General features: G+C 42.5%; 13 protein-coding genes and 1 pseudogene. 9 read left to right on the forward strand and 5 right to left on the reverse strand.

Annotation, left to right across the window (positions count from 1 at the left end; all coding sequences use genetic code 11):
• Window positions 1-187: 187 nt before the first annotated feature.
• Together groL and groES are read right to left on the reverse strand one after the other, a co-directional pair.
• Window positions 188-1,825, reverse strand: a complete 1,638-nt coding sequence (groL, locus tag PL8927_RS11770) for a chaperonin GroEL (protein ID WP_083621530.1) — start codon at window positions 1,823-1,825, stop codon at window positions 188-190.
• Between the two features lie 119 nt (window positions 1,826-1,944).
• Window positions 1,945-2,256, reverse strand: a complete 312-nt coding sequence (groES, locus tag PL8927_RS11775) for a co-chaperone GroES (protein ID WP_083621532.1) — start codon at window positions 2,254-2,256, stop codon at window positions 1,945-1,947.
• A 381-nt stretch (window positions 2,257-2,637) separates the two neighbouring features.
• On the opposite strand from groES, the gene PL8927_RS11780 reads away from it, so the two are divergent.
• From PL8927_RS11780 to PL8927_RS11790, 3 genes are all read left to right on the forward strand, one after another.
• Window positions 2,638-3,492 carry a sulfotransferase family protein gene (locus PL8927_RS11780; protein WP_083621534.1) on the forward strand — a complete coding sequence of 285 codons (855 nt, stop codon included), beginning with the start codon at window positions 2,638-2,640 and terminating at the stop codon, window positions 3,490-3,492.
• 180 nt (window positions 3,493-3,672) lie between these two features.
• Window positions 3,673-4,731 carry a DUF4347 domain-containing protein gene (locus PL8927_RS28840; RefSeq protein WP_083621537.1) on the forward strand — a complete coding sequence of 353 codons (1,059 nt, stop codon included), beginning with the start codon at window positions 3,673-3,675 and terminating at the stop codon, window positions 4,729-4,731.
• Window positions 4,664-5,656: a calcium-binding protein gene (locus PL8927_RS11790; protein ID WP_083621540.1), complete on the forward strand. Its 993-nt coding sequence runs from the start codon at window positions 4,664-4,666 to the stop codon at window positions 5,654-5,656. Before PL8927_RS28840 ends, PL8927_RS11790 begins: the two co-directional genes overlap by 68 nt.
• A gap of 120 nt (window positions 5,657-5,776) precedes the next feature.
• Here PL8927_RS11790 and PL8927_RS28465 read toward each other — a convergent pair whose 3' ends face one another.
• Genes PL8927_RS28465 through PL8927_RS11805 form a run of 3 tightly spaced genes read right to left on the reverse strand, consistent with a single transcriptional unit; the run spans window position 5,777 to window position 7,506 of the window.
• Window positions 5,777-5,938 carry a DUF4915 domain-containing protein gene (locus tag PL8927_RS28465; protein WP_231505990.1) on the reverse strand — a complete coding sequence of 54 codons (162 nt, stop codon included), beginning with the start codon at window positions 5,936-5,938 and terminating at the stop codon, window positions 5,777-5,779.
• Window positions 5,928-6,902: an O-linked N-acetylglucosamine transferase family protein gene (locus PL8927_RS28470; RefSeq protein ID WP_231505991.1), complete on the reverse strand. Its 975-nt coding sequence runs from the start codon at window positions 6,900-6,902 to the stop codon at window positions 5,928-5,930. Before PL8927_RS28470 ends, PL8927_RS28465 begins: the two co-directional genes overlap by 11 nt.
• The gene (locus tag PL8927_RS11805) at window positions 6,865-7,506 is read right to left on the reverse strand and encodes an Rpn family recombination-promoting nuclease/putative transposase (RefSeq protein ID WP_083621543.1); all 642 of its coding nucleotides are present in this window, start codon (window positions 7,504-7,506) and stop codon (window positions 6,865-6,867) included. Before PL8927_RS11805 ends, PL8927_RS28470 begins: the two co-directional genes overlap by 38 nt.
• Before the next feature lie 2,972 nt (window positions 7,507-10,478).
• On the opposite strand from PL8927_RS11805, the gene PL8927_RS11815 reads away from it, so the two are divergent.
• From PL8927_RS11815 to PL8927_RS11840, 6 genes and pseudogenes are all read left to right on the forward strand, one after another.
• The gene (locus PL8927_RS11815) at window positions 10,479-10,916 is read left to right on the forward strand and encodes a (2Fe-2S) ferredoxin domain-containing protein (protein WP_083621978.1); all 438 of its coding nucleotides are present in this window, start codon (window positions 10,479-10,481) and stop codon (window positions 10,914-10,916) included.
• Window positions 10,917-11,371: 455 nt separating this feature from the next.
• Window positions 11,372-11,635 (forward strand): annotated as a pseudogene (locus PL8927_RS11820) (RNA-guided endonuclease IscB); the annotation flags it as partial.
• A gap of 162 nt (window positions 11,636-11,797) precedes the next feature.
• Complete coding sequence (locus PL8927_RS11825; RefSeq protein ID WP_083621548.1) at window positions 11,798-12,442, forward strand: response regulator transcription factor; 645 nt, start codon at window positions 11,798-11,800, stop codon at window positions 12,440-12,442.
• A gap of 708 nt (window positions 12,443-13,150) precedes the next feature.
• Complete coding sequence (locus tag PL8927_RS11830; RefSeq protein WP_083621551.1) at window positions 13,151-13,672, forward strand: LabA-like NYN domain-containing protein; 522 nt, start codon at window positions 13,151-13,153, stop codon at window positions 13,670-13,672.
• 98 nt (window positions 13,673-13,770) lie between these two features.
• Window positions 13,771-15,390, forward strand: a complete 1,620-nt coding sequence (locus PL8927_RS11835; RefSeq protein WP_083621554.1) for a 2-isopropylmalate synthase — start codon at window positions 13,771-13,773, stop codon at window positions 15,388-15,390.
• Window positions 15,391-15,436: 46 nt separating this feature from the next.
• Window positions 15,437-15,634 (forward strand): hypothetical protein, encoded by a 198-nt coding sequence (locus tag PL8927_RS11840; RefSeq protein WP_156093171.1) that lies wholly within the window; start codon window positions 15,437-15,439, stop codon window positions 15,632-15,634.
• Window positions 15,635-15,653: the final 19 nt, after the last annotated feature.

Here is a 15,653-nt window from a genome sequence, read left to right on the forward strand (position 1 = left end):
TGGTGTTATCAAAGTTTTTGTCAGCCAGGAATTTCAGCATATTTCTTGTTTTTCTTTACGCGCTAATAATCTATCAGCTACTTTAAGCGAGGGATAGGGGCATTATCCATTTAGTTAGTGATCTAGCCAAATTAAATAAGGAGGTGACATTAGCCACCTCCTCTAAGATTACAAATTAGTGATCGAATTAGTAATCGAAATCGCCGCCCATACCAGCGCCAGCACCCGCCGGAGCATTATCTTTGGGTTCCGGTTTGTCAACAACAATACACTCGGTTGTTAACACCATTCCTGCAATTGAAGCCGCGTTTTGCAGCGCAGAACGGGTCACTTTTGCCGGGTCAACAATACCCGCTTCAAACATATCCACGAATTCGTTAGAAGACGCATTGTAACCGACGTTAAAGTCTTTTTCTTTAACTCGTTCGGCCACAACAGCACCGTTAACGCCCGCGTTTTCAGCGATCCGTTTCAGAGGCGCGGACAATGCACGAGACACGATCAACGCTCCGGTTAAGGCTTCGTGGGTCAGGTTAGCATTCGCCCATTCTTCCAGTTGAGGAGCTAAGTGAGCCAATGTTGTACCACCACCGGGAACGATCCCTTCTTCAACGGCTGCTTTGGTGGCGTTGATGGCATCTTCCAGACGCAGTTTGCGGTCTTTCATTTCGGTTTCGGTGGCTGCACCCACTTTGATTACAGCCACGCCACCCGCTAATTTAGCCAAGCGTTCTTGGAGTTTTTCCCGGTCGTAGGAAGACTCAGTTTCTTCCATTTGACGGCGAATTTGCTCACAACGGGCTTTAACAGGTGCCTCATTGCCCTCAGCAACGATGGTGGTGTTATCTTTGGTCAGGGTGATGCGACGGGCTTTACCGAGCATATCCAGCTTGGTATTTTCCAGTTTCAGACCTGCATCTTCAGTGATCAGTTGACCACCCGTTAACACAGCGATGTCTTCTAACATGGCTTTACGGCGATCGCCAAACCCAGGCGCTTTAACCGCAGCGACATTCAGAACACCGCGCAAACGGTTGACCACCAGGGTTGCTAAGGCTTCTTTTTCAATATCTTCAGCAACAATCACCAGAGGACGGCCAGAACGGGCGACTTGCTCCAGAACAGGCACTAAGTCTTGAACTAAGGTAATTTTTTTATCGGTAATTAACAGATAAGGTTCTTCCAAAATCGCTTCCATCCGTTCGGTATCGGTAGCGAAATAAGGAGAGATATAACCTTTGTCAAAGCGCATCCCTTCGGTAATTTCTAATTCGGTGGTCATGGATTTTCCTTCTTCTAAGGAAATCACGCCTTCTTTACCGACTTTATCCATCGCCGAAGCAATCATTTTACCGACTTCTTCGTCGTTTCCGGCAGAAATTGAACCGACTTGAGCGATCGCTTTGGAATCTTCCACTTGGCGAGCGTGTTCGGCAATTTTTTCAACTAAAAAGTTAGTAGCTTTATCAATACCGCGTTTGAGTTCAATGGGGTTGGCTCCCGCAGCCACGTTCCGCAGACCTTCTTTAACCATCGCGTGAGCTAGAACCGTTGCAGTGGTGGTTCCGTCTCCGGCGGCATCATTGGTTTTGGAGGCGGCTTGACGAATCAGGGCAACGCCAGTATTCTCAACGTTATCTTCTAGTTCAATTTCTTTAGCAATGGTGACGCCATCATTCACAATTTGAGGCGCACCAAATTTTTTTTCTAATACAACGTTGCGACCTTTGGGGCCAAGAGTGACAGCAACGGACTCCGCCAGGATGTCCATACCACGCTCTAATGCACGACGAGCATTTTCGTTGTAGATAATACGTTTAGCCATAGGTGTTGTGTTCTGATTTTAGGTTGATAGTACAAACGAATTATGAAAGATAGGAGTTTTAACCATTCAGATCGGATAACAACAGTGTGGTGTACGATCCAAAGGGTTGAAAACACGAATTAGCTGACGATGGCTAAGATATCTTTTTCTGCTAACAGAACATATTCATCGCTGCCGAGTTTGACGTCAGTGCCAGCGTATTTAGAATAAAGAACTTTGTCACCGATTTTGACTTCTAATTCGGAGCGAGAACCATCATCATTGCGTTTGCCAGGGCCAACTGCCACAACTTCGCCCACTTGGGGTTTTTCTTTGGCGTTATCAGGTAGAAAAATTCCACCTGCGGTTTTTTCTTCAGACGCACTTACTTTGACGAAAACGCGCTCACCTAAAGGTTTAACGGTTGATACGCTTAGAGATACAGCAGCCATTCATGAGCCTCCACTTTACAGCAATATTGGGAACGAGAGTTTGGTCATTTCCTTTGAGGAATTCACATTAGCACTCTCGACTCCTGAGTGCTAATGTAACGAAAATACGCCACCCATTGCAACAGCCTAAGTTGTACGGGTTCCCGAACAGAGGGCAGGGGGAATAGGGGAATAGGGGCAGGGGTGTTTCATGTTTGAAAATTATCGTTAATCTGAATCATTGACAACAGAAATAAACACGGCTATTCTATAAACATTAGGACTTGTGTTTGTCATATGTCTAAAGGTATAAATACCGCCTTTTAACTTAAGTCGGGTAATCGAGTCAGACTGACTTAACAATAAACCCTTGTACCTGTAAGCATTGCAACACCGAAGCGAGTGAAAGCTCATTTTATCTCAGGACTACCCCGATCAGGCTCTACTTTACTGGCGGCGCTGTTACGCCAAAATCCTCGGTTTCATGCAGCTATGACTAGCCCTGTGGGGGGGTTAGTTGAGCGGATGTTGGAAGCCATGAGCGAAAATAATGAGTTTTCGGTATTCATTTCCCCGGAACAAAAACGGGCGCTGATTATGAGCATATTTTCTGCTTATTATCATCCGCAAGCTGACAAAGAAATCATCTTCGATACCAATCGGCTTTGGTGCAGCAAATTACCATTAATTTTAGAACTCTTTCCCGAAGCAAAAGTTATCTGCTGTGTCAGAAATATTGCTTGGATTATGGATAGCATAGAGCTACTGATTCGGCGCAACGCCTTTGATGTTTCCCGGTTATTTAATAATCCAGCAGAACGAGCTACAGTCTACAGTCGCACCGAGGCATTAAGTCAAGGTTCGCGTTTAGTTGGTTATGCTTATACCGCCCTGAAAGAAGCATTCTACAGCGAACAGAGTGCTTCTCTCCTTTTAGTAGATTATGATTTATTAACCAAAAATCCGACTAAAACCATATCGTTGATTTATCAATTTATAGGTGAAGAACCTTTTGAACATGATTTCAAGAATGTGGAATATCAAGAGCCAGAATTTGATAATAAATTGAAAACAAAAGGGTTACATCAAGTGCGTTCTCAAGTCGAGTTTAAACCAAGAAAAACGATTTTACCGCCAGACTTGTTTGAGCGATTTGATAGCTTATCTTTTTGGACAGAGGCAACAAATAGTCGCGCTAGTGCGATTGTAGCGAAAGCGAAAGAAACTGTAAAAAATGAGCCTCTTGATCACCCCTAGCCCCCCTTAAAAAGGGGGGAACAGGAAATCAAAGTCCCCCTTATTAAGGGGGATTTAGGGGGATCTAACCTCGGCTGTAATCACAGGTTTTCGGCTTAAGAGGACTTAATCTTTGAGGCTGGGGTTGAAAGTCCAACCGGACTTAAATATAAACCATAGATATCAGGGATTTTAGCAATTATGAACCTGCCAACTATCAACAAATCCATCATTTTTGTAGACTCCTCAGTAGAAAACTATCAAAGCCTAATTGATAACACCGATACCGCTCAAATTGTCATTTTAGATAACACATCTAGCGGGATTGAACAAATTACTAACGCCTTAGCTAATCAAAAAGATATTGCAGCCGTACAGATCCTTTCTCATGGTAGCGAAGGCAGTTTAAAACTCGGTACTGATGTACTGAATGGGAATGATATAGAAAATTTTAATACTCAGCTACAACAGTGGGGAAATGCTCTAACAGAAAATGGCGATATCCTATTATATGGATGCAACGTAGCCGACGGGGAAACGGGCAAGAATTTTGTTAAACGATTCAGTGAAATCACCGGGGCAGATGTCGCCGCCTCTAACGACTTAACCGGAAATCAAACATTAGGGGGGGACTGGGATTTAGAAATAGTAACGGGCAAAATAGAAGCCACTGTACCCTTTAATCAGGAGGCGATGGCAGATTATGATTATACACTGGCTAACTTTGATGTTACAGAGGCAACCGATGATGGCACCGGCACTGTAGCAGGTACATTAAGCAAAGCCATTTTAGATGCGAATACCACAGCCGACGATGACACGATTACCCTGCAAACAAACGTTACTGTTACAGGAGTGATGCTGACTCTAGTTAACAGCAACATTGATTTTATTGGCAATAACAATAGTGTTGAGGGCGGTAGCAGTTTCCGTCCCTTCTTTGTCAAGTCGGGAATCGTTGATTTCTCCAACATGACTATCACCAATGGTAAGGCACAAGGCGGAAATGGTGGCCCACGAGGTGGGGGTGCTGGCGGTATGGGGGGCGGACTATTTATTTATAACGGTACGGTGAGTCTGAATAGTGTCACCTTTTCCAACAATCAGGCGATCGGCGGTGACGGCTATATCGACAGCTTCGGAGGAGGAGGAGGAGGCTTCGGAGGAGGAGGAGGCGGCGGCTACGGTGGCGGTGGAGGCGGCTTCGGCGGCGCGGGCAGCGACNCCAACTCCCGCACCGGAACCAACGGCTGTATTTGATCCCTCGAAGTTTATTGTTGGACTATCGTTAAACACAACCGAACCCAGTGGAGAACCCCAACAGGGGACGAGTAATGATGACCAAATATTCGGCACAGATGAGAATAACTGGATTAACTCAGGTGCTGGAAATGATCAGGTGTACGGGTATAAAGGCAATGATTACCTCGACATCGGTAGCGGAGATGACATCGCTCATGGAGGCAAAGAAGATGATTATATTATCGGTAGTGAGGATAATGACCTCATTTTTGGGGATGAAGGCAAAGATGTCCTAATCGGAAATGACGGTAATGACATCCTCTTAGGCGGTCAAGATGATGACTTTTTGCAAGGAGGCGACGGTGATGATCAACTGTTTGGCGGTCAAAACGATGACTCCCTCCAAGGCGGTGACGGTAAAGACACCCTATTCGGAGATATTGGCAGCGACATCTTAGAAGGCAATGCAGGTGATGACCTGCTCTTGGGTGGAGAAGACCAAGACACTATGTCTGGTGGTGCAGATAATGACACCCTCTATGGCGGTCAAGCCAATGACCTTGTAGATGGAAATCAGGGCAATGATATCCTATTCGGAGATTTAGGAGATGATACCCTCGATGGCGGTGAGGGTAACGATGTCTTAACCGGAGGTCAAGGTAATGACTGGTTAATTGGAGCCGGGGGCGATGACACCCTAACAGGTGGTGCGGGTAATGACCGCTTCTATCTGGCCAGTAGTTTTGGCAATGAGCTAATTACCGACTTTACTAACGCAGAGGATATTATCGCTTTAACCGGAGGTCTAACTTTTGAACAGTTAGAAATTACCTCTTTTAACGGCTCCACCCTGATTAAAATCGCCAGTAGTCAACAACAGTTGGCTGAACTGTTTGGAGTCGATAGCAGCTTAATTGGTGAGAGCAATTTTGTTCTCGGATAATAGTCATTAGTGTAGAGACGTGCCACGGCACGTCTCTAACAGGATCAGCAAAGAAGAAGATTATCCGACTGCATTGCAGTTGATAAAGTTTCTCTGCGGATAAATTAACCCCATCATCGGTTACAATTCCAAAGTAATTAATTTAGCAATTTCTTCAGTCTGAAAACCTAAAGCCATTGGTTTTTGTGCTTCAGGAATTATCTGCACATCATAGAGTTCTGTGACTATTCCTTCTAAACGCAACCAGTGAACGATCGCACCTGTATTCAGATCAATTACCATGATATAAATTTCCCTTTTCTAAGACATTTTCTAATTGCCAAAGTTGATATTTAGAACTTAGGTAAATGCGATTGTGGGTGCAATATAAACCCATTGCGCGATCGAATATGCGCCAATATCCAGAAATAGTATTAGTTTCGGGATTGCTACCAATTAACATTAACCTGCTAGTTTGATAGGTAGTGCAAGCGAGGCTAATTTGTTGAGAGGTTAACCAAGATGGAAACTCGCGATCGCCCATTAAATCCTGTGGCGAATCCGCACTAGCAACCCCTTTCCCATTCTGCTTTTCCTCCATACTTTTATCCCTTAAATCCCTTACTTTTTCCAAATTTTCGTCTCCTAAATTCCTGACTAAATTGCTTTTCAAATCAGTTTTCAACCTTCCCTCTGCTTCTTTTCCGATTCCTTCTGCCTTGTCGATCTGTATCGCTTCCGGCGACGCACCCGATTGATATCTTTCCCAAACTTTAAGATATCCCAACTCCAAATATCGCACAGTTTGAGGTGTATTAAACAGAGGCAATTGGCGGCGATTTTCATTGAGATCATCTTTCAACTTTCGCAACTCTTGAGGATGAGTAGCTAAATGTACCGCCAACTTTTCATAATCTTCTAAACTATTAACGATTAACTGTGGTAAATTAACCGCATTTAATAAACTTGCTCCCACCCGCGCCGCAAAAGTTTCTCCGGGGCAGGTAATAAAGGGGATTCCCATCCACAAAGCATCACTACCTGTCGTGTGAGCATTGTAATATAAAGTATCCAGAAATAAGTCGATCCAAATGTGGCGTGATAGGTGTTCCTCCTGTAATAATCTCGGCGCAAAAATTAGGCGATCGCCCTTAATTCCCCGCAATTTAGCCTCATATTTCAGGTTCCGATTTGCTTCGGGATTGCTGTCTAATAACCATAGTACACTATTAGGGACTTTCTGTAAAATTCCGATCCGCGATCGCAAAAGCCTTCTCAATTTCGGGTACAATTAACATTGATTCTGGCACTACTTCTAAATCCGGCGCTCGGCGTAAAAAATAAAGCCATTTATCCGTAATATTCGTCAATTCTTCCAGAGTTTTAGTGAATTTGGGTAACTCCACAAATACTAATTTTAACGGACTATGTTGATAATTTAGTAGTAACTCATCTTCCTTGAGCGTAAATTGGGAAATGACTTTACTCTGTTGATTAAACATAATAAAATCCGTCACAGCTACACCAATTGCTGCTCTCAATTCTGGATAAACTTCTCCTAATTTCAGTTGATTTACATACATTTTTGCTGTGTTATAAAGAATTCTTTTGCCAAAAGCAGGTACATTCACAGCCTGCATTTCAATTAACACATTTTCGCCGTTATTCAGTTGAGCTTTAACATCAAAATAAGTAGTTTTTAAACCAGAAATTCTGCCGGGTGCGTAGGGATCAATAATCTCTAAAGAAGTGATGAAAGTCTCACCCTGATAGACGATCGCATTCAAAAAACTAATTAAAATATCCTGACTTTGATCGGAGCCAAATATTTTTTTAAAGGCGTAGTCTGTTTTGGGGTTAATAAATTTCATGGTGTTCGTGGGAAATAATATAGGTAGGGATTTAGGCAATACCTGTATTCAAAACTGCGCGATCGTTATTGATAGAATCTGAAGACATATCTTTAATATATCCCAAATGTAGAGACTGATTTTACAAATAATTGCCTCATATTAATAATATCATAAACCCGGCACCACGCCATGTTAAATCGCTCCATAGAAATCTAACAATTTGTAAAGGATAGCTCTGAATCATTGACAACAGATGACAAACACAGCTATTCTCTAAATAGTGAAACTTGTGTTTGTCATCTGTCTAAAGGTATAAATACTCCTCTTTAACTTAAGTCAAGCTTCGCGTTTAGTTGGTTATGCCTACAACGCCCTAAAAGAAGCATTCTACAGCGAACAGAGTGCTACCAAGTCAATAATCGGACAGTTATTACTTTTTTCTATTGAAGGATATATTCATGAAAGTTTCCACTGTTACTCATATTACTTGGTTCGCTATCTGATCGGGGTTAAAAGTTATCAGTGTAATAACGGACACAAAGCACTAAAACAAAAATATTCTTGCTCTAAATTATCGCAAGATGCAGACTAGGAATAAAAAAATTCTCTTGTGTTTACTGCTCTTGCACTATCAAACTTTTGGGGTTAAAAGTGCTAACTACCTACTCCAAGTATTAGCCTTTAGCCATTTGTTAAAATCCTAATCTTCTTTTCACCTGAGGTAATTCTAATGAATGACACACAGATTGGGAGCCTACTTCGCAGCTCCTTAAATGCAGACAGTCGAACCAGCCATACTTTTGCAGACCAGATCAATCTGAGTGGATCTGTGGGTGGAAAGCGTCCAATTGATTCAATTATTGATTTGGGTCCCACATATCTTTTCATCACAAAAGGTGCAATATCATTTCAGGGAGAAGCAACAAATCTAAACAGCTATTCGGACATGGTTGACAATCTGAATGCAATATATTCGATCAACGGCGTAAACGTTCGAAGAGAAATAGTTGAAAACAAAGTATTCTTTCTAGTTGAAATTGACACTTATTCAGCATACAGCAAGGGTTTCCAGTTTGAAATACATAAAATAAATGAAAATAACTTTAAATTAATAACAACACAACCATCTACCCAAAAGTCTTTGGTTATTAGTATTTATGATAGTAGTCTTGGATCGGTTTCTGATGATAATAATATATATAATAAACTTGATGATATAGTTGGAATATCCTTTCATTATTATCGGAATATTTATCGGAAGGGTTATGTCCAAAATGGAACAGTTTTCTTAGATACAAACCTGAATGGAATTCCCGATCCTGGGGAGCCGACAACCACTACAGATCGGAATGGTCAAGGTGATCTGTTTCTTACTGATGATGAATTTGCTCAGATTGACGTTAACAAAAATGACAAAATTGACCTGAATGAGGGGCGGATAGCCATGATTCAGGGAGTCAATTCTGCTGCGGAAGTACCCAATAAAGGAATTCTGACGGCTGTTGCAGACCCCAACATTACAACCGTCACTCCTGTTACCAGCTTAGTTGAGCGTATGGCTCGGCGACTTTTGGCCGATCCAACCATTCCCGATCCCGTCAAAACGGCTAATGACTTAATTCAAGAGCGGTGGTATCGCTACCTTGAACCCGTTTGCAATGTCCAACTGGTGGGTTATCATCCCGATCCGAATGATCCCCAAAAACCGTTAGAATATCCAGATCCTACCACGATTCGCATATTTGACCCCAACGTAGAGTTTAAGTTTGATAGCAATGATTCATTTGATATCGAAGATCGAACCTACGCCGAAATTGAAGCATTCATACAGGACGACACCTTGGATGAAGGCATTGTTAATCTTAAGACTTTTCTAAGTCCAGAAACTTATGACTACTTAATCGGCGCACAAATCGAAATCATCACCGAACTTTTTGGATTAGCTACAAAGCAACCTATTAACCAAGTGCTTGACCTGCTAGCCGATTCACTCCTCGATCCTAAACTGAACGATGCAAACAACTTAGGGATTAATAACCAATTCTACCAGTTGGTTATGAACTGGTTTGACGCAATCAACTCAAGCCTGGATTTCGACAAGCGCGATTTGATGGCAACGTTGATATCAGAAGCATCGCGCAATCTTGCCATTGAATCTTACCAAGCCGTTAAGGACGGTCAAGAACCAGATAGCTTTCGCGATGTTTATCGAGTGAATGCGAAAGAACAGCGGCTCATGGAAGTTGTTGCAGATAAGCTCAATCAAATTTATGAAGACAAGTTTCATAACATAACCGTCCAAGAATACAACGACCTCTTCTCTTCAAAAGCTCTACAAGAAGACTTCAATAACTCAACCTACACTGCTGACAATATCTTCCCAGTTGACACCACAGACTTTACCCTCTCAATTCCTGAAGATGGTGAGTATGTGTTTCAAGTGTCTGACTTCCCCTTTACCAAGGGCGACACCGATGATACGCTCAAATCTGTTATCGTCAACCCCATTCAGGCCTTTATTGGGGAAAGCAAAGGCAGCCTCAAACTCAATGGTCAAGAAATTACCGAAGAGACCGAGATTGCTGTAGAAGACATTCAGGCAAACTTACTCACCTACACCCCCACCAAAGGTAGTCTTTCAACAAATTTCTTTGATTTTCGCGTCACAGATGGCAAGTTCTACTCGGATCACTCGCACCGCGCTGTCCTTGATATCGAGATGAAGGTGACTCCAACTCCCACACCGGAACCAACCGTTACTCCCACACCTCAACCAACGCCAANCGGTGAGAGCAATTTTGTTCTCGGATAATAGTCATTAGTGTAGAGACGTGCCACGGTGCGTCTCTAATACTGATTTTTCCTACAATCAACCCGCTCTTCAACACATCAACAGCTAACACCTGTACACTTTAAAACTGTTAGGATATAGTTTTAAGGCTTTTTAGATCAAACGGCGTAATTGTATGTCATCTTCGTCTGAATCTGCGATGATTGTGGCTTCTGAGTTGGGTTCAGGTGCTGAACCTCTGGTTAAGGCAGTGCAAACTTTAGGATTAGATAAAATTCAGCGCCATATTTTTATTTGTGCGGATCAAACTAAACCCCTATGTTGCTCTAAGGAAAAGAGTTTAGAAGCGTGGAACTATTTGAAAAAACGATTAGCTGAGTTAAAACTGGATCAGCCTACACCGACTCAACCCGGTTGTACGTTTAGAACTAAGGCAAATTGTTTGCGCGTTTGTACTCAGGGGCCGATTTTAGTGGTTTATCCCGATGGGGTTTGGTATCATTCTGCAACACCGACCGTGATTGAACGGATTCTCCAAGAGCATATTTTAGGTTCCCAAGTCGTAAAAGAGTATGTGTTTCTCACCCATCCTCTACCCGATTGTTTTTCTGGTGTCCCAACAGAGGTCAAGGATTAAGCAAGGAATCTGTTTAAACCTTATTAAGCATTTGTAACTTATACAGATCGGATTTCAGGTATCATAGATATTGGGTCACTGCTTAGTAAAATGTCGTAAACTTGCCTATATATCTATTTTTCAGAACGCTGTTTTATTGACAGCTAAATCAGGAGACTACTGACTTCAGAGAAACGTCTCCCGATCTCAGGGTTAGTCAAATGTACGACAGTCAAGGTTTTTGAGTCCCAAGGTCAGCACCCCGCTCTAAAGAGACGGGGCTTCATGCCTCTAACTTTGGATAGTTGACCCGCCTAAGTCTTAATTGACTACGTTATCGGCAAGTGTTAAAGACCCACCAATGGATGCGAAGCTAGTCCGTTGCTCTGGAACTTAAAAGTTAAACAGTTTTACGAGGGGTAAGACAGTGATGACCGAGATAGTTACCGACCGATAACATTGGCGAAGCTAACATTACCCGACAAATGTGCAGAACCGATAAATTTGGGTTTCCCTCTCGTTATGTTCCCCGTTTTAAATTTGTTAAAGGGTTTCAAACAGGCGATATTGTTAAAGCTATTGTTACCCAAGGAAAGAAAGTTGGAACTTATATTGGACGGATTGCTGTTCGTTCAAGTGGAAGTTTCAATATCACTACAAAACCGGAAATTATTCAAGGAATTAGTCACAAATATTGCACAACAATTCACAGAAAGGATGGTTACTTGTATGCAACATAAACCCTACCCCCTTTTTCCTCTCACCACTAATCGGAGTACCGATTTAGTGGGCGTCTCCAAAGGGGGAAGATAGATGAATAAAAAGCCGTTCATCCGGCTCGATGAATCAATCTAAAAAATTGACCTTGATATTGCGGGATTATCCATTGGAACAGATTAAAAATGAAGGATAGTAACGGAGAACAAAAACGGCTCATGCTGGTGGATGATGATCCCAACCTGGTCTTATTGGTCAGGGATTATTTAGAATTTCGGGGATATGATGTCATCACCGCAGAGAACGGTAGGATAGCGCTAGAAATTCTGGAGCAGGAACTTCCTGATCTGATGATCTGCGATATTATGATGCCAGAAATGGACGGCTATAGTCTAGTTAAGCAAATTAGAGAAGACCCTCGTACTGGATGGATTCCTGTTCTATTTTTATCGGCTAAGGGCCAAAGCCAAGATAAAGTTAAAGGCTTGAATACGGGGGCAGATGTCTATATTGTTAAACCCTTTGAGCCTGAAGAATTAGTGGCGCAAGTGGAGTCTTCCCTGCGGCAAGCGTCCCGTTTGACTCAGCGCCAAAATCCCAATATTGATAATGGCCCTAAACTGCGGGTGCGTCGAAATGTAGAACTAACTCCAACGGAGTTAAGGGTTGTACAGTTAGTGGCCCAAGGTTTGGCTAACCGGGATATTGCTCGAATTATGAAAGTTAGTCAACGCACGATTGAAAGCCATGTTAGCAATATGTTGGGAAAAACAGGCCTTCATAATCGGACAGAACTAGCGCGATGGGCGTTAGAAAGCAAAAAAACCTAGGACATCAGGGTGCAGGCGCAGGAGAGAACAGAAAACAGAAGACAAAAAAATAGAGGATAGAGAGAGAATAACAGGGGAGTGATTGCCAGCCCGCACACTTGATGAATTCAATCAGGAGTGAGTAATATTAGGGGGCTGTTCCTTTACCAGGTATACTAAAAAGGTTATAGAGTATTTCTATATTGTAGATCAGTAACAACCAAATCCTTAACTGTTGCCATCGTCCTAGACCCGGAGTTGAGAGAAAGACACAGGGCTAAACCTTAAGTTTTATTCAGCGTTAACCGTTCGGTGTAACCCAGAATATCCTTAAAGAGTAGCCAATGAACTTTCCTATTGTTCTTGGGTTTCCCGCTTATTGACAACAAGTAAAATTAATCTCAGCCCGATGATTAACATCAGGAATTAGGGGAAGTTCCCTTTAAATCCATGACTTTGAGTCTTTAAAAAGGGCTCAAATACTTAAAAAATCGTGGGTTAATCTAATCAATATCCTAGGAATTGATAGAGATTTCTCTTTCCTCTGTTAAGGGTCAGTTTGTACTGCGTCAACGAGGTAGGATAAAATTATATCCTTACATCTATCGGATGAAAGATTCATGGAGAGACAACAGGAGTTGTTGAAGCATAAACTTTCTTCGATTGTGGATGGTAAGATAGAATATTTAGATTAAATTCTTTGCTAAAAATATTAGGTCTTAAGTTTCTATGCCTAACGTAAAAAACCGTCTTTCTATTTTTGTAGACGGTAACAATATGTTCTATGCTCAACAAAAAAATGGCTGGTTTTTTGATCCCCGAAGGGTTTTGACCTATTTCAAAACAGAACAAGTGGATATTACCCTAGTCAATGCCTTTTGGTATACAGGACTCAAAGACCCGCAAGATCAAAGAGGATTCCGAGATGCTCTGATCAGTCTAGGTTATACAGTCCGCACTAAAATTCTCAAAGAATATTACGATGATAGTTCCGGGCGATACTCCCAAAAAGCCAATTTAGATATTGAAATTGTTGTAGATATGTTTAATACGGTAGACCAATATGATCGAGTTGTGTTATTTAGTGGGGATGGAGACTTTGAACGCGCGATTGAACTGTTACGATCTAAAAATACTCATATTACCGTTGTTTCTACAGAAGGAATGATCGCGCGAGAACTGCGGAATGCAACGGATCGTTATATTGATCTCAACGATATTCGAGAACAGATTGAAAAAACTGATTATTAAAGGGAACAGGGAACAGGGAACAGGGAACAGCAAATCAGTAATCAGTAATCAGTAATCAGTTAACAGTCAACGGTTAATAGTCAACAGGATTTTTAATCATGAAATTTCAATCCAACCCCGACCGAATTATTATTTTTGATACCACCTTGCGCGATGGCGAACAATGTCCCGGCGCGACCTTAAATGTGGATGAAAAACTCGTGATTGCTCGACAATTGGCCCGTTTAGGGGTTGATGTGATCGAGGCGGGATTTGCCATCGCCAGTCCGGGGGATTTTGAAGCGGTTTCTCGCATCGCCGAGGCGGTAGGAACAGAAGATGGCCCGGTAATTTGTAGTTTAGCGCGATCGGTCAAAGGAGATATTGAAGCAGCGGCTAAAGCCGTTTCTCCCGCCTTCCATCGGCGAATTCATACCTTTATTGCCACTTCTGATATCCATTTGCAATATAAACTCAAAAAAACCCGGTCTGAGGTGTTAGATATAACCTCAGAAATGGTGGCCTATGCTAAATCCTTTGTGGATGATATTGAGTTTTCTCCTGAAGATGCGGGACGCTCTGACCCGGAATTTCTCTATCAAGTTTTAGAACGGGCGATCGCAGCCGGAGCAACAACAGTTAATATTCCTGATACCGTCGGTTATACGACTCCGGCAGAATTTGGGGCGATCATTAAAGGGATTAAAGATAATGTCCCTAATATCGACCAAGCGATTATTTCCGTTCATGGTCATAACGATTTGGGTTTGGCCGTTGCCAATTTCTTAGAAGCGGTAAAAAATGGGGCGCGTCAGTTGGAATGCACCATTAATGGCATTGGAGAACGGGCCGGAAATGCCGCGTTAGAAGAATTGGTCATGGCCTTGCACGTCCGACGCCAATATTTTAATCCCTTCTTGGGTCGTCCTGCGGAGTCGGAAACTCCCTTAACCCATATTGACACTCGCCAAATCTATAAAACCTCTCGTTTGGTTTCTAATTTGACGGGGATGTTAGTTCAACCGAATAAAGCTATTGTTGGGGCGAATGCTTTTGCTCATGAGTCGGGAATTCATCAAGACGGCATTTTGAAGCATAAACGCACTTATGAAATTATGGATGCTCAATCCATTGGCTTGAATGATAACCTGATTGTTTTGGGTAAACATTCCGGGCGTCATGCGTTCCAAACTCGGATGCGAGAGTTAGGATTTGAGTTAACGGACGATGAGGTGAATAAGGCGTTTGTTCGGTTTAAAGAATTGGCGGATAAGAAAAAAGAAATCACTGATTGGGATTTAGAAGCCATTGTTAATGATGAAATTCAACAAACCCCTGAATTTTTCCATTTGGAATTTGTACAGGTGTCCTGTGGAAATCAAGCCCGTCCCACTGCTACGGTCACAGTCCGCACCCCTGACGGCCAAGAATTAACCGATGCAGCGATTGGAACTGGCCCGGTGGATGCGGTGTATCGGGCGATTAACCGGGTGGCGAATGTTTCTAATGAGTTAATTGAGTTCTCGGTACAGTCGGTAACGGCCGGAATTGACGCCATTGGAGAAGTGACAATTCGCTTACGTCATGAAGGCCGGGTCTTTTCCGGTCATGCCGCCAATACCGATATTATTGTAGCCTCGGCGCAAGCTTATTTGAATGCCCTCAACCGCTTGTCTGCTGACTTAAAACCGCGAATTAATCCCCAATCTTCAGAAGTTGTGGAAACCTCTGTCAGTTAATTAATCAGCTATACGGTTGGCTGTCAACAGTCAACCGTTAACCGATATGAATCCAGAACCTTTTGACCCAAAGAAAAAAATTAAACAGGAAATGCTGTTGCAATATGAAGCCGAAACGATGAAAATGAAAAAAGTTTTTATCGTGACTATGGCGATTTTGAGTTTAGTATTGGCGGGGTTAGGATTATGGATTTTTAATAATTCTCAAACGGTCAGAACCCCTGTTCAAGAAACTCAAAATTAGTTCTTACTGAAGTTGTTGG

Source organism: Planktothrix serta PCC 8927 (assembly GCF_900010725.2).
In the GTDB taxonomy this organism is placed as follows: Bacteria; Cyanobacteriota; Cyanobacteriia; order Cyanobacteriales; family Microcoleaceae; genus Planktothrix; species Planktothrix serta.